18 protein-coding genes are annotated in these 20,403 nt (G+C 58.3%); 4 read left to right on the top strand and 14 right to left on the bottom strand.

The window, feature by feature from the left end; translation table 11 throughout:
* Positions 1 to 2: 2 nt before the first annotated feature.
* Together RYB09_RS10920 and RYB09_RS10915 are read left to right on the top strand one after the other, a co-directional pair.
* Positions 3 to 1,112: an efflux RND transporter periplasmic adaptor subunit gene (locus tag RYB09_RS10920; RefSeq protein ID WP_316888316.1), complete on the top strand. Its 1,110-nt coding sequence runs from the start codon at positions 3 to 5 to the stop codon at positions 1,110 to 1,112.
* On the top strand, positions 1,109 to 4,198 hold the full coding sequence (locus tag RYB09_RS10915; protein WP_316888314.1) for an efflux RND transporter permease subunit: 3,090 nt from the start codon (positions 1,109 to 1,111) through the stop codon (positions 4,196 to 4,198). The genes RYB09_RS10920 and RYB09_RS10915 overlap by 4 nt, the downstream gene beginning before the upstream one ends.
* 2 nt (positions 4,199 to 4,200) lie before the next feature.
* Here the strand turns inward: RYB09_RS10915 and thiO are convergent, their stop codons facing one another.
* From thiO to RYB09_RS10880, 7 genes are read right to left on the bottom strand one after another with little or no spacing between them, the layout of a single operon-like run.
* Complete coding sequence (gene thiO / locus RYB09_RS10910) at positions 4,201 to 5,313, bottom strand: glycine oxidase ThiO (RefSeq protein ID WP_316888312.1); 1,113 nt, start codon at positions 5,311 to 5,313, stop codon at positions 4,201 to 4,203.
* Between the two features lie 25 nt (positions 5,314 to 5,338).
* Positions 5,339 to 5,740 carry a type IV pilin protein gene (locus RYB09_RS10905; protein WP_044321996.1) on the bottom strand — a complete coding sequence of 134 codons (402 nt, stop codon included), beginning with the start codon at positions 5,738 to 5,740 and terminating at the stop codon, positions 5,339 to 5,341.
* A gap of 11 nt (positions 5,741 to 5,751) precedes the next feature.
* A complete protein-coding gene (locus tag RYB09_RS10900; protein ID WP_122259798.1) occupies positions 5,752 to 8,952 on the bottom strand; it encodes a pilus assembly protein in 3,201 nt (1,066 codons plus the stop codon).
* Complete coding sequence (locus RYB09_RS10895) at positions 8,939 to 9,445, bottom strand: PilX N-terminal domain-containing pilus assembly protein (RefSeq protein WP_004663457.1); 507 nt, start codon at positions 9,443 to 9,445, stop codon at positions 8,939 to 8,941. The genes RYB09_RS10900 and RYB09_RS10895 overlap by 14 nt, the downstream gene beginning before the upstream one ends.
* Before the next feature lie 11 nt (positions 9,446 to 9,456).
* Complete coding sequence (locus RYB09_RS10890) at positions 9,457 to 10,164, bottom strand: PilW family protein (protein ID WP_316888307.1); 708 nt, start codon at positions 10,162 to 10,164, stop codon at positions 9,457 to 9,459.
* Complete coding sequence (pilV, locus tag RYB09_RS10885; RefSeq protein ID WP_005733840.1) at positions 10,161 to 10,676, bottom strand: type IV pilus modification protein PilV; 516 nt, start codon at positions 10,674 to 10,676, stop codon at positions 10,161 to 10,163. Before pilV ends, RYB09_RS10890 begins: the two co-directional genes overlap by 4 nt.
* A complete protein-coding gene (locus tag RYB09_RS10880; RefSeq protein WP_122259797.1) occupies positions 10,666 to 11,142 on the bottom strand; it encodes a GspH/FimT family pseudopilin in 477 nt (158 codons plus the stop codon). Before RYB09_RS10880 ends, pilV begins: the two co-directional genes overlap by 11 nt.
* A gap of 131 nt (positions 11,143 to 11,273) precedes the next feature.
* Between RYB09_RS10880 and RYB09_RS10875 the strand changes: the two genes are divergently transcribed.
* Positions 11,274 to 11,774 carry a GspH/FimT family pseudopilin gene (locus RYB09_RS10875; protein WP_122259796.1) on the top strand — a complete coding sequence of 167 codons (501 nt, stop codon included), beginning with the start codon at positions 11,274 to 11,276 and terminating at the stop codon, positions 11,772 to 11,774.
* Positions 11,775 to 11,780: 6 nt separating this feature from the next.
* Here RYB09_RS10875 and ispH read toward each other — a convergent pair whose 3' ends face one another.
* The 6 genes from ispH to murJ form a co-directional block, all read right to left on the bottom strand.
* Entirely contained in the window at positions 11,781 to 12,728 is a 948-nt protein-coding gene (gene ispH, locus RYB09_RS10870) for a 4-hydroxy-3-methylbut-2-enyl diphosphate reductase (protein WP_004659634.1), read from the bottom strand.
* Between the two features lie 49 nt (positions 12,729 to 12,777).
* Positions 12,778 to 13,254: a peptidylprolyl isomerase gene (locus RYB09_RS10865; RefSeq protein WP_002551981.1), complete on the bottom strand. Its 477-nt coding sequence runs from the start codon at positions 13,252 to 13,254 to the stop codon at positions 12,778 to 12,780.
* On the bottom strand, positions 13,247 to 13,753 hold the full coding sequence (lspA, locus tag RYB09_RS10860) for a signal peptidase II (protein ID WP_004667306.1): 507 nt from the start codon (positions 13,751 to 13,753) through the stop codon (positions 13,247 to 13,249). Before lspA ends, RYB09_RS10865 begins: the two co-directional genes overlap by 8 nt.
* Entirely contained in the window at positions 13,746 to 16,577 is a 2,832-nt protein-coding gene (gene ileS, locus RYB09_RS10855) for an isoleucine--tRNA ligase (RefSeq protein ID WP_316888301.1), read from the bottom strand. The genes lspA and ileS overlap by 8 nt, the downstream gene beginning before the upstream one ends.
* Before the next feature lie 20 nt (positions 16,578 to 16,597).
* Entirely contained in the window at positions 16,598 to 17,524 is a 927-nt protein-coding gene (ribF, locus tag RYB09_RS10850) for a bifunctional riboflavin kinase/FAD synthetase (protein WP_004659638.1), read from the bottom strand.
* Between the two features lie 122 nt (positions 17,525 to 17,646).
* Positions 17,647 to 19,185 carry a murein biosynthesis integral membrane protein MurJ gene (gene murJ, locus RYB09_RS10845; protein WP_005746381.1) on the bottom strand — a complete coding sequence of 513 codons (1,539 nt, stop codon included), beginning with the start codon at positions 19,183 to 19,185 and terminating at the stop codon, positions 17,647 to 17,649.
* A 250-nt stretch (positions 19,186 to 19,435) separates the two neighbouring features.
* Between murJ and rpsT the strand changes: the two genes are divergently transcribed.
* Positions 19,436 to 19,714 carry a 30S ribosomal protein S20 gene (rpsT, locus tag RYB09_RS10840; protein ID WP_003344603.1) on the top strand — a complete coding sequence of 93 codons (279 nt, stop codon included), beginning with the start codon at positions 19,436 to 19,438 and terminating at the stop codon, positions 19,712 to 19,714.
* Positions 19,715 to 19,918: 204 nt separating this feature from the next.
* On the opposite strand, the gene RYB09_RS10835 is transcribed toward rpsT, so the two are convergent.
* Positions 19,919 to 20,389 carry a CreA family protein gene (locus tag RYB09_RS10835; protein ID WP_316888299.1) on the bottom strand — a complete coding sequence of 157 codons (471 nt, stop codon included), beginning with the start codon at positions 20,387 to 20,389 and terminating at the stop codon, positions 19,919 to 19,921.
* Positions 20,390 to 20,403: the final 14 nt, after the last annotated feature.

The following is a 20,403-nucleotide window of genomic DNA, read 5'->3' as shown; positions in this document are numbered from 1 at the left end:
CCATGCTCCGGCACCGATTCGTTTTGCTTGCTCTCGCCAGTGTTTTGCCGGCTGTCTTGACCGGCTGCAACGAAAAAACGCCAGCGGACCCGCGCACAGAAGCGCCACTGGTGCGCGTTGCGAGCCTCCAGGAGGCCGGCCTGGAGCCCCGCTCCTTCACCGGAACCGTAGCGGCGCGGGTGCAAAGCGACCTTGGTTTTCGGGTGTCCGGCAAGGTGCTGGAGCGGTTTGTCGATACCGGGCAGGCCGTCAAGCGCGGTCAACCGTTGATGCGTATCGACCCAGCCGACCTGAAGCTCGCTGCCAACGCCCAACGCGAAGCAGTGAATGCGGCCAGAGCCCAGGCAAAGCAGGCCGCAGACGAAGAGATACGTTACCGAAGCCTGCGCAGCAGTGGCGCCATTTCAGCGTCAAGCTACGACCAGATCAAATCGACGGCTGATTCGGCCAAAGCTCGACTCAGTGCAGCTGAAGCGCAGGCAGAAGTTGCTCTCAATGCAACTCGCTACGCAGACCTTGTGGCGGATGCCGACGGCATTGTCATGGAAACCCTCGTTGAGCCCGGTCAGGTCGTCAGTGCCGGGCAAGCCGTGGTACGCGTGGCACACGCCGGACCGCGTGAAGCGGTTATTCAACTTCCGGAAAACCTGCGCCCCCGTATCGGCTCTATCGCCCAGGCCACGCTGTTCGGCAATCAGGACATCAGCGCCACGACACGCTTGCGACAGCTGTCGGACGTTGCGGACCGTCAGACCCGCACCTTCGAAGCTCGCTGGATACTCGAGGGCGAGATGGCAAATGCCCCGCTGGGCACCACCATCACCGTGAAAATCCCCAGCGCAGATAGCACCGGGCAAAGCACGTTGCGGGTGCCAATCGGCGCGCTGTATGACGCTGGCAAGGGACCGGGCATCTGGGTAATTCAAGGGGAGCCAGCACAGGTTTACTGGACGCCAGTAGTGGTTCAGCAGCTTGATGACGAGCAAGCCAGCATCAGTACGCAGCTCAAGCCAGGCACACGAATAGTCGCACTTGGCGCGCACCTTCTGCACGAAGGCCAGCAAGTAAGAGTGACCGCTCAAGCGGCCTTGGCACAGAGCGCGCGTCCATGAGTAATGACCGTTTCAATCTGTCAGCGCTGGCCGTCCGCGAGCGCTCGATTACCCTGTTCCTTGTTTGCCTGATTTCGCTGGCCGGGATCATTGCCTTTTTCAAACTGGGCCGGGCCGAAGACCCGGCGTTTACCGTCAAGGTAATGACCGTGGTGTCAGTCTGGCCGGGAGCAACCGCCCAGGAGATGCAGGATCAGGTGGCGGAGAAGATTGAAAAGCGCCTTCAGGAGTTGCGCTGGTACGACCGCGCTGAAACCTACACCAGACCAGGCATGGCATTCACAACCCTGACTCTGCTCGACAGCACGCCGCCGTCGCAAGTGCCGGATGAGTTTTACCAGGCGCGCAAGAAAATCGGTGACGAGGCCATGACTCTTCCGTCCGGGGTTATCGGGCCGATGGTCAACGACGAGTATTCGGACGTCACCTTCGCGCTGTTCGCGCTGAAGGCCAAAGGCGAGCCGCAGCGCGTACTGGCGCGTGACGCCGAATCACTGCGCCAGCGCTTGCTGCATGTGCCGGGAGTGAAAAAGGTCAATATCGTGGGCGAGCAGCCCGAGCGAGTCTACGTCGAGTTCTCTCACGAACGGCTGGCAACGCTGGGTATCAGCCCTCAAACGGTATTTGCCGCGCTGAACGACCAGAACGCGCTGACTGCCGCAGGCTCGGTCGAAACCCGAGGACCGCAGGTATTTATCAGGCTCGACGGCGCTTTCGATGAGCTGCAGAAAATCCGCGACACACCTGTTGTGGCACAGGGCCGGACATTGAAGCTGGCGGACATTGCCACAGTAAAGCGCGGTTACGAAGATCCGGCGACGTTCATGATTCGCAACGGCGGCGAGCCTGCGCTGCTGCTGGGGATCGTCATGCGCGATGGCTGGAACGGGCTGGACCTGGGAACGGCACTGGACAAGGAAGTGGGCGCGATCAACGCCGAACTGCCACTGGGCATGAGCCTGAGCAAGGTCACGGATCAGGCCGTCAATATCAGTTCGGCGGTCGATGAGTTCATGATCAAGTTCTTCGTCGCACTGCTGGTGGTCATGCTGGTCTGTTTTATCAGCATGGGCTGGCGTGTCGGTGTGGTGGTTGCTGCCGCCGTCCCGCTGACCCTGGCGGTGGTCTTCGTAATCATGGCCATGAGCGGCAAGAATTTCGACCGGATCACACTGGGCTCGCTGATCCTGGCACTCGGGCTGCTGGTAGATGATGCGATCATCGCCATCGAAATGATGGTGGTGAAGATGGAAGAAGGATACGACCGCGTCGCTGCCTCTGCGTATGCCTGGAGCCACACCGCCGCGCCGATGTTATCCGGCACGCTGGTCACCGCCGTCGGCTTCATGCCCAACGGCTTCGCGCGCTCCACGGCAGGCGAATACACCAGCAACATGTTCTGGATCGTCGGTATCGCGCTGATTGCCTCGTGGGTGGTCGCCGTTTTTTTCACCCCATATCTGGGCGTCAAATTGTTGCCTGATGTGAAGCAGATCGAAGGCGGACATCAGGCGCTTTACAACACGCCACGCTACAACCGCTTCCGTCGGATTCTGGCGCGCGTCATTGCAGGCAAATGGCTGGTAGCAGGCTCGGTCATCGGGCTCTTTGTGCTGGCCGTGCTGGGCATGGGACTGGTCAAGAAACAGTTCTTTCCAGTGTCCGATCGTCCTGAAGTATTGATCGAACTGCAGATGCCTTATGGCACCTCGATTTCTCAAACCAGTGCGGCCGCTGCAAAAGTGGAAAGCTGGCTGGCTGAACAGGCGGAAGCCGGGATCGTCACCGCCTACATTGGTCAGGGTGCGCCACGCTTCTACATGGCGATGGGGCCGGAATTGCCTGACCCGTCATTCGCCAAGATCGTAGTGCGCACCGACAGCCAGGAACAGCGTGAAACGCTGAAGCACCGATTGCGTCAGGCTATTTCCGAGGGGCTGGCCGCCGAGGCACAGGTAAGAGTCACGCAACTGGTCTTCGGCCCCTATTCGCCCTACCCCGTCGCTTACCGTATTGCCGGACGCGACCCGGAAACACTGCGCAGCATTGCGGCGCAGGTACAACAGGTTCTGAACGCCAGCCCGATGATGCGCACCGTCAATACCGACTGGGGCACACGTACTCCGGCGCTGCATTTCACTTTGCAACAGGACCGTATGCAGGCCATGGGGCTGAGTTCCAGTCAGGTGGCTCAGCAACTGCAGTTTCTCCTGACAGGTCTGCCCGTTACGGCAGTGCGCGAGGATATTCGCACCGTGCAGGTCGTCGCCCGCTCGGCCGGCGACACCCGACTTGATCCGGCGAAGATAATGGACTTCACCCTCACCGGCGTCGACGGGCAACGTGTTCCGCTGTCGCAGATTGGTACCGTTGATGTGCGTATGGAGGAACCGGTGATGCGACGGCGCGACCGCACGCCGACCATCACTGTGCGGGGCGACATAGCCGACGGCCTGCAACCACCGGATGTGTCGACAGCCATAACCCGACAGTTACAGCCGATTATCGACAAGCTGCCCAGCGGTTACCGGATCGAGCAGGCAGGTTCAATCGAGGAGTCCGGCAAGGCCATGACAGCGATGTTGCCATTGTTTCCGATCATGCTTGCGGTCACGCTGATCATTCTGATTCTTCAGGTGCGTTCGATATCCGCCATGGTCATGGTCTTCCTGACCAGTCCGCTGGGGCTGATCGGTGTAGTGCCTACGCTGATCCTCTTTCAGCAGCCATTCGGCATCAATGCACTGGTCGGGCTGATCGCACTGTCCGGCATTCTGATGCGCAATACGCTGATTCTGATTGGCCAGATACACCACAACGAGCAGGCGGGGCTCGACCCGTTTCAAGCGGTGGTCGAGGCTACCGTACAACGTGCGCGCCCCGTGATACTCACGGCGCTGGCCGCCATTCTGGCCTTTATCCCGCTCACCCATTCGGTATTCTGGGGCACGCTGGCCTACACGCTGATCGGCGGCACCTTTGCGGGTACGGTGCTGACCCTGGTGTTTCTGCCAGCCATGTACTCGATCTGGTTCAGGATCAGGCCGGATGGCAGCGGGCGACGCCTGGAGACACAGCCTGCCTGAATTCAGTCAGTCGAAAAATGCAGACGCCCTAAAGGTGTATAAGGCGCAGGATCAATAATGGGCTCGCGGTTCAGCAGCAGGTCAGTGATCAACTGGCAGGAAGCCGGGGCCAGCACCAGACCGTTGCGGTAATGACCGCAGTTGAGCCACAGGCCATCAAACCCGGCCAAGGGCCCGATGAACGGAATGCCCTCGGGCGAGCCGGGACGCAGGCCTGCCCATTGGGCGACAGGCTCAGCGTTGGCCAGTTCCGGAAGCAATTCGATGGCCGACGCTTTGAGGCTTTCCAGCGCGGCATGCGTGGTGGTCTTGTCGAACCCTTCATGTTCCAGGGTGCTGCCTATGAGTATGTGGCCGTCACGGCGCGGGATCGCGTAGCGCCCTTTGGCCAGCACCATGCTCGACAGAAAGTCCGACGCACACTTGTAGAGAATCATCTGGCCTTTTACCGGCTCGACCGGCAGGTCCAGACCAAGGGTCTTGAGCAGTTCACCACTCCACGCCCCCGCTGCCAGAATCACCCGATCCCCGGTTACATCGCCCGAAGGCGTGCTCACGCCCGAAACCCTGCTACCCTCGCGCACAAAACCGCTGACTTCGCACTGCTCGCGAATCTCGACATTGGGCATCGCCAGCAAGGCAGCCTTGAGCGACTTGACCAGCCGGGGATTGCGCACGTTGGCCACATCGGCCATGTAGATAGCCCGCGAATAGCCCCCCCCCAGAACCGGTACGGCATCATTCACCGCCGAGATATCGACACTGGTCAACGAGCGTTTCTCGCGCACCGCCCATTCAAGCGCGGCCTGTTCGTCGTCAAGGTCGAGCCAGTACAGGCCTGTCTTGTGAACCTCGGGATCGATGCCGGTCTGTGCGAGCAAACGCTCGGCGAGGTGCGGGTAGAAGTCCTGCGACCAGTGCGCCAGCGCGGTGACTGCCGGGCTGTAGCGCCACGGATAAAGCGGCGAAACAATCCCGCCGCCCGCCCAGGAAGACTCCTGACCAACGCCCGAACGATCCAGCAGCACGACGCTGACCTGCTCGGAGGCGAGATTGAAGGCGGTCAGCAGACCTATGACGCCACCGCCGACAATGACTGTTTTTTGCTTGGACATCTTGGTCTCGGGACAAGGAAACGGTTTAGCGGCCCCAGCAGTCTTTGGTGGTCACGCCCGAGGTAGCGCCAGTGTTGCTGCGCGCACCAGTGTTGGTGATCACGAAACTGCCGCACTTGTCACCGGCCATCAGCGTGCCGGCTATGGGTGTAGCCGTCAGGGTGAAGTCGGTGGCGTTGAGGACCGGATTAATCGTGTAGTACGCATTGCTGGCAACCACACCCTTGTAATCAGCATAAGTTCCCTTTTGCGAATAGAAGCGCTCCAGCGCCTGGGTCTGCTCGGACAGCAGGCTGGCAATCGCCGACCGCTGGGTACGCTTCACGTATTCGGTGTAACTGGGGTACGCGATGGCCGCCAGAATACCGACAATCGCCACGACGATCATGAGTTCGATCAACGTAAAGCCCCTGGATATCGCTCGCATGATTCGTTTCCCTATTGGATTTGTCGCCACATGATGCGTTGGCTGCCACTCCCGCCCTTTTCCTGCAGAGGCTCAGCCGGATTGCCCGTGGAGTTATTAACGATCTTCACATCATTGCCGTTCCCGGCACCCGAGACGATAGCTGAGACGACCGGGATGCCGGTGTACCCCAGTCCCGCGACAAGCAGGTCTGAACTGTTGATAGCGCTATCGCCGCTGGTATCGAGCACCTGATAGTTAAGCATGCTGCCAGTCGCGGCATTGAGCTCGAACAAACGACCGGTGCCGGTGCTTTCACAAGGGTCGGCGGAGTTTACGGATGCAGTCGAGAAAATAATCCGGCCCCTACTGGTCTGCGCGGGATAAATGATTCGCTCCCCCAGATAGGGTGCTACTGCGGAGAGCGGCATGTACCAGCCTTTCTTGACTGACCAATCCACATCATTGGTTGTCGATGTGAAATAGGTAGTTCCGTTACTGATGACGCTGCCATTGACCGCCTGCGCCTGCAGGTTCGCCTCGACAGTGCTACCCGTTCCGGAGTCGGCATCCCATATCGCGTAAAAGTCCTGAAGGGCAGTGGTTTGCTTGTCTGCAACTTCCAGAAACTTGCCTGTCCCGAAATAAACGATCTTGCCGTTGAGCGGATGATCGAGCACGAAGGGTTGAACCGTTATCGGTTGGTTGGCACCACGCGGTGCCGTGAACAAAGGCGCGCCGCCAAAAGCCACTTTCCAGCTGGCGGCGGTTGCACCACTCATGTCGAACTTCCACAGCCGCCCTTTCAGGTCGCCCGCGTAGGCAGCCTGAACCACGTTCTGAGCGTTGACACGCAATTTGACCGAAGAAAGCCCGTTATCGGTTTCGTTGTTAAGCACCGGCGTCTGGATCTCGGCAATGAACGCCCCGGTATTGGCATTCAGTACATACAGCGACGCTCTGCCGGTGAAACTGCCATAACCGTTCCCGACCACCATAATCCCGGTGCCATCCGCCATCCGCGCGACATCCGGTTTGGAATAAGCGTATCCAAGATTGTTGAATTTGTTGTTGGTGTCGGACGTGTCAGGTGCCTTGACCTCCCATAACGCGCTGACGGTGTTACTCGTCCCCTCAAATAGCTTGATTGCGAAGAACGCCTTGCCACCAGCCCCGGTCCCACCATAAGCGACGGTGCGCCACGCTGAACCGGCTGACAATTGCGTATCAAACACTGCAATCTGCCCATCCACGGTGAACTTGTGCACGCCGGATCCATAAGTGGTCGATGCGATGGTAGCCAGTGAAGTCAGGGCGGTGGATGGCATGTAGGCGTATCGTCTTGAACCATCACTGGTATTGATAACGTTGAAAAAGCCGTCATTGGCATTGGCCAGAATGCTGGGAGTCATGCTGTTTGCCTTGGTGGCCAGATAGGTGGTGTAAGTGGTGTCACCTGTCAGGTCGGCGGCGGTCTTTTGTGAAGGGAATGCAGTACCAAGCGAAGAGTTGACTATATCGCCCAGCAGCCGGGTACGTGTCCTGAACTTCGCGTTGGTGGTCCCCTTGGCCCAGGCGATAAGCTCTGCCCCGGTGGCATTGGTTGGCAAGGTAGCGTTCAGTGCCGTCTGTTGAGCAGTGCTGAAGGCGTTGTAATCCAGAGCGATCCTCCCCGGAGTGGCAACGTTCCAGGATTCGAAGACCGGTGCCGTTGCCCCACTGACGATGGCGGTGTCGGTAGTCCAGACCGGTGCACTCAACGCTCCATTGGTCTGATCCAGGTTGTAGGCTTTGATAGTGCCATGCCAATCGGTTGGGTCGTAAAGCGTCTGGTAGAACTGAGTCCCCGACTGGAGCGTTGATGAGTTTGCCGCCCCGCCTGCGCCAGAACCGACCTTGGCATAAATGTCGCTCAATGCCAGATTCAAGGCAGATGTCAGCCCCGCGCTGTCATTGGCCTGGAAGTATTTGCCATGGCCATGATTATCATCGGTCGCATCGTTCAACATCTGATTCGATGCAGTGAACCCAATGGTATAGGTGCTCATATTCTGTTTCACAAAGCCTGCGGTGTCCCAGCTTTTGCCGGTCAGGTCGCCCCCGGCAGTCACAGCATCCCGGCGCAGATCGATGTCATAGGCGAACTTGGCAAGATCGTCCAGATACAGCGTATCTCCCTCACCATCGCCAGACAGGTTGGCACCGTCATTGGCTGCGTTTAAATCCCAGTTGGGTAGCGAGCGAGTGGTGTCCAGGACATCGTCAGGGTCGTTGGTGGGGAACGTACGATCATAGGTGGGCAAGCCATCGGTAATCACGACGCCATAGTTTTTCTGGCAGCGGTACTGGATCGGACTCACATAGGTCGATCCGCTTTGATAGAACGGCGTCATCCCCCGGAAGTAGCGGGTGATCTCGTAATAGGTTTCAGCCAGTGGGGTATTGGCTGACGGGGTCAGGTTGGTGATGGCCGTTTTGAGGTCAGTAATATTCTGCGTAGCCTGCTGTTGAGAGACGCCAGTGGTTTGATAAGTGCTGACCGCTACCGGAGAGAGGTCCGCGACCACCCTGGCAATCTTGCCTCCGGGACCAGGATCACTGTTTGTGGGTTGGTTGAAAGACGCGAGGCCAATCCTGAGCGATGTATTGTTGGTCACCAGATTGGTCGCCACGGTTTTCGCGACGTTCATTCGATAGTCATTGGGAATTACGCCATTGGTGTAGTTTCGAACACCAAAAAAGTTGGGGCTGACCAGATCAATGAGATAAGACAGGTAATCAGCGGTATAACGGGTCAGCCCGCTACCGGCTGGATCCGGCAAATTAAGGCAGTACTGAATGCCATTGCGAAATACTGCACGACCGCCAAATGGACACATGAGTGAAAGAGTAAATATGCTGTTGGCGTTGATATCCCCCACCGACAGGGTCTGGTCGTCCGAAATGGTGCTCATGAACGGGCACGCTACGGTAATCAAGCCACTCAGGCACTGAGTCGAGTAGTAACCAATATTTGGACGATTGACCGATGCGTCAAACCCTGAATCCCAGATGATGTTGTACATACTGCCCGAGTTATCGACCAGCAACATAAGGTTTGGTGGCACCGCCGGAGAGCTCAACAGGGGCACTTGCGCTGGCGTGAAGGCATAAACCGGGCTTGCCAGATACAGCGCAAGCAGCGCGCCATAAAGGTATTTCAAGCCACCACGAAGCGCCTTAGCAATTGGCATAGATACTCTCCAGCACCGTTCGCGAGGTGCCTTGAATGGCGATGGCTGTTACCCGATACATCGTTACCGAGCCCGTACAATTTGCAGGACGTTTTATGGGCGTAGGCGTTGTACCCAGATTCTGAATGCCAAACATCGCAGCGCTAGTTCCGATCCAGGTCACCCCAGAAGTGCCCAGCCCCGGATTCTGTACCGTTGTCGAATCAACAGGCGGGGCGCAGGCAGCAAATGAGTTACAGACTGCCATTGCAAAACTGGACTCCATGATCCTGGACTCACCGAGACGCAGCTGTGCCTCGGCTGCCTGAAACGAAACATTACGAACCGTCACACTGCCCGCCATCTTCTCCTGCAATGTGGCGTTCTGCATGGAGGAAATGCCCAGCAATGTCAGCAGCAACAGGAACACGAGACTGACCAGCAGCACCATGCCGCGCTGTCTGGCAGGGAAAGCATAAGTCTGTGTTGAGGTGAAATGCATGGTCTTGTTCATACCCGGCCCGTTCACAAGCGATTACGCAGGTAAGCAACAACGTTGTACTGCTGACTCTTGACGATGCCATTCTGCCCATCCTGCAGCGTCAGACTGATACGAACGCTACGAACGTTAGCAGCATTGGCCTTGGTGACTGCCGTGGTATAGAACATCGGGTTGCCTGCCATTCCAAAGGAAACTGTAAAATCCGCGACATTCTGCAATAGCGGTTGTACATCGCCGCCCGTACCGTACTGGATGGTCAAATTTGTACCGGTAAGCTTGTAAACCAGCTGCCGCAGCGGAAAAGCCGTTTCCCCCGCAGCAGGTGCCCGAGTGTTGGCGTAGAGCTGTGTAGTAGTCTGGCAGTTTGAAACGATAGTCCAGGTCGGCGTACCGCCTGCGGTACCTACATCGGTCGTCACCAGGGTGAGCGTCTTGGTCGGGTTATCCCAAAGAATCGGATTATCCAGCGCAGCAGGCCAAGGGACTGCGGGAGCTACAGGCGTGTAATTGCTGAAACTCAGGCAACCATACATACCCGTCATCCGGATTTCCTGAGTCAGTTTGCTCAATATGAACCGGGCATCTTCCTGCATCCGGGCAGCTGCATTCTGGCTTTGATAAGTGCCTCTGGCGGCAGTGAATATCTGCACGATACCCAGGCTGACAACCAACCCCAGCACCAGCGCCACCATGATTTCGACCAGACCGAAGCCTTTGGACGGTTTTCTCATGGGTTGACCCCGATCCGGGAGACCAGTTTGAAGATCTGAGTGGTCGGGCTGACGGTCGTATTCCCTGTTGCCTGATTGCTCGAACCCGCAGCGCGTGCATCGCTCCAACCAATGATGATAGTCACCTCCGGAGCCTTGCTGACATCAATACTGCCCGTGCCGCTTGCGCCCGCAAAATTAACGATATTGGTTTTGAAATCATACAAATCCTGCACCCTGGCATCGTTCGGGTTGGCGACTTGCTCCGTAGCCAGACTCGCCAGGGCATAGTTCGCCAGGACATTGGTCGACCCGTTGGCACTCGCATTGCCATCAACATTCGCCCGAATACGATCCATCATGTCGTACGCAATGAAGCTGGCCTGGCTGGTCATGGCCGAACTGTCGGTGTATTTGAGGGCATTAAGCTGGATAGCGGCTGCGCCCAGCAGGCCTATAGCCAGGATCAGTACCGAAACCAGCACCTCGATCAGGGTCATGCCGGTCTGGCGATGTCGGGTTTCATTGGGCATTGCAGCTTCCACTGAGGACGATCCGGCCTGTCAGGCAGATACTCATGGTTTTGGTAGTACTGCCTCGGGTGTAGGTCATGGTTACCAGCGAAGACGGCACGATTAGCCCGCCCAGATTGTTGAAATCGAATGCCGCCACATTGGGATCCGCCACCAACGTACCGCCGCTGCTCATTGCAGCCACTGTACGAAGCGCCTTCTTGTTGGCATCGGAAACCAGATAAACCTGCAATTCGCCAGTCCACGCCGTCCCGCTGGTCGGCGCAATACGCACCGTCACTCCCCGGTTTATCGCCTCAAGTCGCGCATAGTTGAGCGCCCGCTGCAAATCGCTGAGCTCGGTGTCGGCCTTGTTGCTCTGAATGGAACTGGCGAAATTCGGGATAGCGATAGCCGCAAGGATGCCTACCAGGGACACAGTGACTAACAATTCGATGAGGCTGAATCCCTTGGCTATATGACGCATTGAGTGTCTCCTAGACGTTACGACTATAAGGCAGCAATGCCGCAGGAAAATCCACAGCGGGACGTACGGTTGTTTTGTGACGACGAATGCCCGCAAGGTTCTGAGAACGCGGTTTCCAGGGAGGAAAGCATATGAGGCATGCAGGGTTCACACTGATCGAATTATTGATCGTCGTTGCACTGATCGGCATTCTGGCCAACGTCGCAACACCTTCTTTCAAGCAACTGATCGAATCCAGCCGCGGGCTCGCCACCGCTCAGGAACTGGCCAGCGGTATCCGTTCGGCAAGAGTCGCCGCTATAACGCGCAACCAAATTGTGACGATTCATGCCATTGAAGATGACTGGAGCAACGGCTGGCGGATCATACTCGACCTGGACGGCAAAGGCCCCGACGAAAACGATACGCTGCTTGTAGAGCGCGCCAATGGCGGAATGACCCGCGTGGTCGGCAACCAGAAAGTGACGGAGCGACTGAGTTTCAACGGCCTGGGCAACTTGCGCAACAGAACCAACGGCACGTTGCATGTGTGCCTAAACGACCAGCCGGTCAGCAGCTATCGCGTGATAGTTGCGCCGACTGGACGGGTCAGGATAGAGGACACGAGGCGTGATGTTGCGTTGTGCGGGTAGGCAGCTTCAGAGCAGCGACTTGACGCGCAATTCCTTGGGCATGGAGAACGTGATGTTCTCCTCGCGACCGGCGAGTTCATCCGCACCGGTGGCGCCCCAGGCTTGCAATTGCTGGATCACACCACGCACCAAAACTTCCGGGGCCGACGCACCCGCGGTAATGCCAATACGCTCGACGCCTTCGAACCAGCCTTGTTGCATGTCCTCGGCACCGTCGATGAGGTACGCCGGAGTCGCCATGCGCTCGGCCAGCTCGCGCAGGCGGTTGGAATTGGAGCTGTTCGGGCTGCCCACTACCAACACCACGTCACACTCGTCGGCCAGTTGCTTGACCGCGTCCTGACGGTTTTGCGTGGCGTAGCAGATGTCGTCCTTGCGCGGCCCGCCAATGGCCGGGAAGCGCTTGCGCAACGCGTCGATTACCCGGCTGGTGTCGTCCATCGACAAGGTGGTCTGGGTCACGAACGCCAGGGAATCGGGGTTGCGCACCTGCAGGCTGGCGACGTCCTCTTCGTCTTCGACCAGATAGATCGCGCCGCCATTGCTGGCGTCGTACTGGCCCATGGTGCCTTCGACTTCCGGGTGACCGGCGTGGCCGATCAGGATGCACTCGCGGCCGTCACGGCTGTAACGGGCGACCTCGATATGCACCTTGGTCACCAGCGGACAGGTGGCATCGAATACTTTCAGGCCACGGCCAGCTGCTTCGGTACGCACCGCCTGGGAAACACCGTGGGCGCTGAAGATGACAATGACGTCATCCGGCACCTGGTCCAGCTCTTCGACGAAGATCGCACCGCGAGAGCGCAGGTCTTCGACGACAAATTTGTTGTGAACGACTTCATGGCGCACATAAATCGGCGGACCAAACACTTCCAGAGCGCGATTGACGATTTCGATCGCGCGGTCCACTCCGGCACAAAAGCCGCGGGGGTTGGCGAGTTTGATTTGCATGCTGTGCCTCATGGTTGGTACGGGCAGCCCGGCCTGGGCCGGGCGAAGGTCAGGAAGCCAGAATCGCCTTCACTTCGAAGATTTCCACTTCAAAGCTCAGTGTCTTGCCTGCCAGCGGGTGATTGAAGTCGATGGTGACCTGATCATCATCGAAAGCCTTCACCACGCCGGGCAATTCGGTATTGGCGGCGTCGTTGAAGATCACCAGCAACCCTTCGGACAGTTCCATTCCCACAAACTGCGAGCGTGGCATGATCTGCACGTTTTGTGGGTTGGGCTGACCAAAGGCGTTTTCCGGCGGAATTTCCACGGTCTTACGATCGCCCGCCTTGAAGCCGAAAATCGCCATTTCGAAACCGGGCAACAGGTTGCCGTCACCAACCTTGAACGTGGCCGGAGCCTTTTCGAAGGTGCTGTCGACGGTATCGCCGTTTTCCAGACGCAGGGCGAAGTGCAAGGTGACCTGCGTATTCTGACCGATGCGCAGCTCACCAGACGAGCCTTGAGTCGAAGACTGCTCAGTCATTGACGGTTTCTCCGGTTTTCTTGCTCTTGAACATATCCAGCGCCAGCATGATTGCGCCGACAGTGATCGCGCTGTCAGCGACATTGAACGCCGGGAAGTACCAGCGGTTCTGCCAATGGACCAGAATGAAGTCGATCACATGGCCCAGCACAATACGGTCGTATAGGTTGCCAAGTGCGCCGCCAAGTACCAATGCCAGTGCAACAGCCAACCATGTATCGTCGCGCCCCAGACGCTTGAGCCAGACGACCAGCACGGCACTGACCACAATGGCGATCAGGGCAAACAACCAGCGCTGCCAGCCGGCACCGTCTGCCAGAAAACTGAAGGCAGCACCGGTATTATAGGCCAGGGTCCAGCTGAAGAAGTCCGGAATCACAATGATCTGCTGGTACAGGCTCAAGGCGTTCTCGAAGTAGTACTTGCTGGCCTGGTCAATGACCAGAACCAGCACGCTCAACCACAGCCAGGCCAGACGGCCAAACGAGGTGTCAGGCATAGTGACGCACCTCGCCTGCACCGCTGATGTTGTCTACACAACGGCCGCAGATTTCCGGATGTTCAGGGTTTACACCCACATCCTCGCGGTGGTGCCAGCAACGGGCACACTTGGCATGGCTGGACTTGAGCACCTTGAGCTTCAGGCCCGCGACCTCGGTGACCACCGCATCAGCCGGAGCCGACACAAGCGGAGCAACGCTGGCGGTCGAGGTGATCAGCACGAAGCGCAGTTCGTTGCTCAGCTTCGACAGGTCGGCGACCAGCGAATCTTCAGCGTACAGGGTCACTTCGGCCTGCAGGTTGCCGCCAATCGCCTTGGCCGCGCGCAGGTTTTCCATTTCCTTGTTGACCGAGGTTTTCACCGCCATGATCCGCTCCCAGTAGGCGCGGTCCATTTCGAAGTCGGCAGGCATTTCAGTCAGGCCTTCATACCAGGTGTTGAGCATCACCGATTCGTTACGCTCGCCCGGCAGGAACTGCCACAGCTCGTCGGCGGTGAACGCCAGGATCGGCGCGATCCAGCGCACCAGCGCTTCGGAGATGTGGAACAGTGCGGTCTGGCAGGAACGACGCGCGGTGCTGTCGGCAGCCGTGGTGTACTGACGATCCTTGATGATGTCCAGATAGAACCCACCCAGCTCCTGCACGCAGAAGTTGTGGATCTTCGAGTACACGTTCCAGAAGCGGTATTCGCCGTAATGCTCTTGCAGTTCGCGTTGCAGCAGCAGCGTGCGGTCAACGGCCCAACGGTCCAGCGCGAGCATTTCTTCGGCCGGCAGGATATCGGTTGCCGGGTTGAAGCCCGACAGGTTGGAGAGCAGGAAGCGCGCAGTGTTGCGGATACGACGGTAAGCATCGGCGCTACGCTGCAGGATCTGGTCGGAAACCGCCATCTCGCCCGAATAGTCAGTCGCCGATACCCACAGGCGCATGATGTCCGCACCCAGCGAGTCGTTGACCTTCTGCGGTGCCACTACGTTGTTCAGCGACTTGGACATCTTGCGGCCGTTCTCGTCGACTACAAAGCCGTGGGTCAGCAGCTCGCGATACGGTGCGTGATCGTCCAGCATGCAACCGGTCAGCAGCGACGAGTGGAACCAGCCACGGTGCTGGTCGGAACCTTCCAGATACAGATCGGCACGTGGACCGCTTTCATGGCCCATCGGATGCGAACCGCGCAATACGTGCCAGTGCGTGGTGCCCGAGTCGAACCAGACGTCCAGGGTGTCGGAGATCTTGTCGTACTTGGCAGCCTCGTCACCCAGCAGCTCGCTGGCGTCCAGCTTGAACCAGGCTTCGATGCCCTCTTTCTCGACACGCTGCGCCACTTCTTCCATCAGCTCGACGGTGCGTGGGTGCAGGTCGCCGCTTTCCTTGTGCAGGAAGAACGGAATCGGCACGCCCCAGTTGCGCTGACGCGAGATGCACCAGTCAGGACGGTTGGCGATCATTGAATGCAGACGCGCCTGGCCCCATGCCGGAACGAACTCAGTGTCTTCGATGGCCTTGACCGCACGCTTGCGCAGGGTCTCGCCGCTCTCAGGCTGTTTGTCCATGCCCACGAACCACTGCGCGGTGGCGCGGTAGATCAATGGCGATTTGTGGCGCCAGCAGTGCATGTAGCTGTGGCTGATGGTTTCGGTGTCCATCAGGCTGCCGACTTCGACCAGCTTGTCGATGATGTTCTGGTTGGCCTTGAAGATGAACTGGCCACCGAAGAACTCCAGCGATTCGACATACACGCCGTTGCTCTGCACCGGGCTGATGATGTCGTCGTTGCTCAGGCCGTACTGCTTGCAGATATTGAAGTCGTCTACGCCATAGGCAGGCGAGGAGTGAACGATACCGGTGCCGGCACCCAGCTCGACATAGTCAGCCAGATAGACTGGCGACAGGCGGTCGTAGAACGGGTGGCGGAAGTTGATCAGCTCCAGCGCCTGACCGGTGGTGGTCGCGATGACCGAGCCTTCCAGCTTGTAACGGGCCAGGCAGCTTTCGACCAGTTCGGAAGCCAGCACCAGCAGTTTGTCGCCGACATCGACCAGCGCGTATTCGAATTCAGGGTGGACGTTCAGCGCCTGGTTGGCAGGAATGGTCCACGGTGTGGTGGTCCAGATCACGATGGAGGCAGGTTTGCCCAGCGACGGCACGCCGAACGCGGCTGCCAGTTTCGCTTCGTCGGCGATCGGGAACGCCACGTCGATGGTCGAGGACTTTTTGTCCTGATACTCGACTTCGGCTTCAGCCAGTGCCGAGCCGCAATCGAAACACCAGTTGACCGGCTTGAGGCCTTTGAAGACGAAACCGCCCTTGACCATCTCGGCCAGCGCGCGGATTTCCCCGGCTTCGTTGGCGAAGTTCATGGTCAGGTACGGATTGCTCCAGTCACCCAACACACCCAGGCGGATGAACTCGGACTTCTGGCCTTCGATCTGCTCGGACGCATAGGCGCGGCACAGCTCACGCGTACGGTCTGCGGAGAGGTTCTTGCCGTGAGTCACTTCAACCTTGTGCTCGATCGGCAGACCGTGGCAGTCCCAGCCCGGCACATACGGGGCATCGAAGCCCGCCAGGGTCTTGGAACGCAGGATCATGTCCTTGAGAATCTTGTTGACCGCATGACCGATGTGAATATTGCCGTTGGCGTACGGAGGACCGTCGTGCAGGACGAACTTGGGACGATCCTTGCCAATCTCGCGCAGCTTCTGGTACAGGCCAATGCTGTCCCAGCGCTGCAGAGTTTGCGGCTCGCGCTGGGGCAGGCCGGCCTTCATAGGGAAGGCGGTGTCCGGAAGATTTAGCGTGGCTTTATAGTCAGTCATTTCAGGCTCTTGTTTAGCGGTTAGCCATGCCAATGGGCACGGGCGGCGGCGACGTCCGCATTGATCGCCGTCTTGAGCGCCTCCAGTGAGGCGAAACGCTGCTCATCACGCAGCTTGTGGTGGAAAGCCACCGTCAAACGCCGGTCGTAAAGGTCGCCGGCAAAATCCAGAAGGTGCACCTCAAGGTGGGCACTGCCATCACCCGCTACCGTCGGGCGCACACCGATGTTGGCGACCCCCGGCCAGGTTTTGCCATCAATTTCCGTGCTGACCAGGTAAACCCCGCTCAACGGCACACGACGACGCTTGAGTTGCACATTGGCGGTGGGCGTACCCAATTGACGCGCCAGCTTCTGACCATGCAATACCCGTCCAGTGATCTGGAACGGACGACCAAGCATGCGTTCGGCCAGGGCAAAATCCGACGCAGCCAAGGCCTTGCGTACCTTGGTACTGCTGACCCGGATGCCATCTATTTCAACGGTCTGCGCCGCTTCTACAGTAAATCCATACGTCGTGCCGGCCTGTTGCAGGAAGTCAAAATCGCCGACCCGGTCAAAACCGAAGCGAAAATCGTCGCCTACTTCGAGGTGTTGAACGCCGAGGCCGTCGATCAGCACGGTTTCGACGAAACTCGCGGCACTCAGCTTGCACAGTCGCTGATTGAAGGACAGGCAAAGTACCCGGTCAACGCCTTCGGCACTCAGCAGCTCGAGTTTGTCACGCAGTCGGGCCAGACGTGCCGGAGCGGTCTCGGGAGCAAAGAACTCACGCGGCTGCGGCTCGAAAATCACCACACAGCTGGGCACACCCAATTCGACGGCACGCTCGCGCAGACGCGCCAGGATAGCCTGGTGGCCGCGGTGAACGCCGTCGAAATTGCCAATCGTGGCGACGCAGCCCCGATGTTCGGGGCGCAGGTTGTGAAGGCCTCTAACCAGCTGCATAACGCACTTCTTGCTCATAAAGTGGCCGATTATAACCACACACGGCCGTGGGCGACAGGCAACACACCAAGACCGGATGAAGGTTCTTGGCGTGGCCCCAGAAAACAACGATCAAACCGGGCCTACATAATGGCCTTGCGGGCGAAATCCCTCAGGCGAAAGCCCAGCAACAGAAGCATGGCGAAGTAAGTCACGACACCCGCCGCAACCAGCGCACCCAGACGCAGAAAGCGCTCCAGCATATGACCTTCGTCCCACGCCGGCATGACGTGCATGAGCCCGAGCAGCACAGCCGACATCACCGCAACAGCCACCACCAGCTTCAACAGAAACACCGTCCAGCCAGGTTGCGGCTGAAACAGCTCCTGTTTGCGCAGCTGCCAGAACAGCAACCCGGCGTTGATACACGCCCCCACACTAATGGCAAGCGCCAGACCGGCATGCTGCAAGGGCACGATGAAGGCCAGGTTGAGCAACTGAGTCACTATGAGGGTGAAGATCGCGATTTTCACCGGGGTGCGGATATTTTGTTGGGCATAAAAGCCGGGAGCCAGCACCTTGATCAGGATGATCCCCAGCAACCCGACTGAATAGGCAACCAGAGCACGCTGGGTCATGGCTGAATCAAGCGCATCGAATCTACCATACTGGAACAACGAAACGGTCAACGGCTCGGCGAGCAACCCCAGCGCCAATGTGCAAGGCAGGACCAGCACGAAACACAGTCGCAGCCCCCAGTCGAGAATCCGCGAATATTCCTGACGATCGCGCTGCGCGTAGGTTTTCGACAGGATCGGCAGCAGGATCGTACCCAGCGCAACACCCAGTACGCCGGAGGGTAATTCCATCAGACGGTCGGCGTAGTACATCCATGACACCGAACCGGCGACAAGGAACGAGGCAAATATCGTATTGATGATCAGAGAAATCTGACTGACAGAAACGCCAAGGATGGCGGGCAGCATCTGTTTCATTACGCGCCAGACGCCGGTATCACGCAGATTCAGGCGCGGCAGCACCAGCATGCCGATCTTTTTCAGGTGTGGCAGTTGGTAGAGCAGCTGTAGCAGGCCGCCGACCAGCACCGCCCAACCCAGCGCCATGACCGGGGGATCGAAGTACGGGGTCAGAAAAAGCGCGAAGAAGATCATGCTGACATTGAGCAGCGTCGGCACGAACGCAGGCACCGAGAAACGGTTCCAGGTATTGAGGATCGCCCCGGCCATCGATGACAGGGAGATCAGCAATATATAAGGAAAGGTCACCCGCAGCAGGTCCGAGGTCAGCGCAAACTTCTCAGGGGTGTCGACAAAGCCGGGCGCGGTGGCCCATATCACCCAGGGTGCAAAGATCACTCCGAGCAGCGTCACCAGCGCCAGCGCCAGGGTCAGCAACCCGGTGACGTAAGCGACAAAGGTGCGGGTCGCCTCCTCCCCTTGCTGGCTCTTGTATTCCGCCAGGATAGGCACGAACGCCTGGGAAAAAGCGCCCTCTGCGAAAATCCGGCGCAGCAGGTTGGGAAGTTTGAAGGCGATGAAGAACGCATCGGTGGCCATTCCGGCTCCGAAAGTGCGCGCGATGATGGTGTCGCGAACAAAGCCCAGAACCCGGGAAACCATGGTTATAGAGCTTACGGCGGCGAGTGACTTGAGTAGATTCATTGAAAGAGTTGTGCGCCTTGGCAAAGGATGGGCGATTAAGCCCGCCATTTATGCGATACTTCGCGCCGCAAAAACGCCCGAAGCAAAGGCCGCGAGTTTACAGGTCACAGGCCGGAAATAAATCCTCCGGTCAAATGTAGCAACCACTCAGCGGAACACCTTAACTGCCCTTGACAAGACTTCAACTCATCGGCATGATTCGCGGCCTATTTTGTTTGCTATTTCACAAAGTCTTTCGAGGAGCTCGACGGTGGCCAACACACCTTCCGCCAAAAAACGTGCAAAACAGGCTGAGAAGCGTCGCAGCCACAACGCCAGCCTGCGTTCCATGGTTCGTACCTACATCAAGAATGTAGTTAAAGCCATCGACGCAAAAGACGCAGAAAAAGCGCAAGCCGCTTATGTTCTGGCTGTTCCTGTTATCGACCGTATGGCCGATAAAGGCATCATCCACAAGAACAAGGCTGCTCGCCATAAAGGTCGTCTGAACGGTCACATCAAGGCTCTGAGCCTTGCTGCTGCAGCCTAAGCGACCCGCTTGTTAAAAAACCGACCTCAGGGTCGGTTTTTTATTGCCTGCTGGAAAGTAGCCGGTGCAACGGAAACCTGTGACGCAGAGCGTCACGACAGGCATTTTCCCACGCTGGAGCGTGAGGAACGATAATTCAACTATCGTGCGACGCTCCGCATCGGCATGCCGTTCTGGACGCTCTGCGTCCACCCCTGCGCCACATCAAGGCGCGGGCGCGGTTGTCCATGGCAGGATCGGGATTGCGGTCACGGCATTCTGCGGGCTGCCTTCGATGACCCGGTCGCTGTAGACCAGGTACACCAGCGCGTTGCGCTTCTTGTCGAAGAACCGCACCACCTGCATGGTCTTGAAGACCAGCGAGGCACGCTCCTTGAACACCTCGTCGCCGTCCTTGAGGGTTTCCTTGAAGCGTATAGGCCCGACCTGACGACAGGCGATAGACGCCTCGGCACGGTCCTCGGCCAATCCCAGACCACCCCTCACGCCACCGGTCTTGGCGCGTGACAGGTAGCACGTCACGCCGTCGACCTTGGGATCGTCAAACGCCTCGACCACGATGCGATCGTTCGGCCCGACCATCTTGAACACCGTAGACACCTGACCGATCTCTTCAGCCGAGACCAACACCGGCATCAGCAACGCGGCCGCCAACAAACTTTTCATGAAGCGCATCAAATAGTCCTTTT

This window comes from Pseudomonas syringae group sp. J254-4 (assembly GCF_032586855.1).
In the GTDB taxonomy this organism is placed as follows: domain Bacteria; phylum Pseudomonadota; class Gammaproteobacteria; order Pseudomonadales; family Pseudomonadaceae; genus Aquipseudomonas; species Aquipseudomonas amygdali.
The sequence above is the reverse complement of the archived record's forward strand: the minus strand, read 5'-3'. Positions and strand labels throughout refer to the sequence as shown.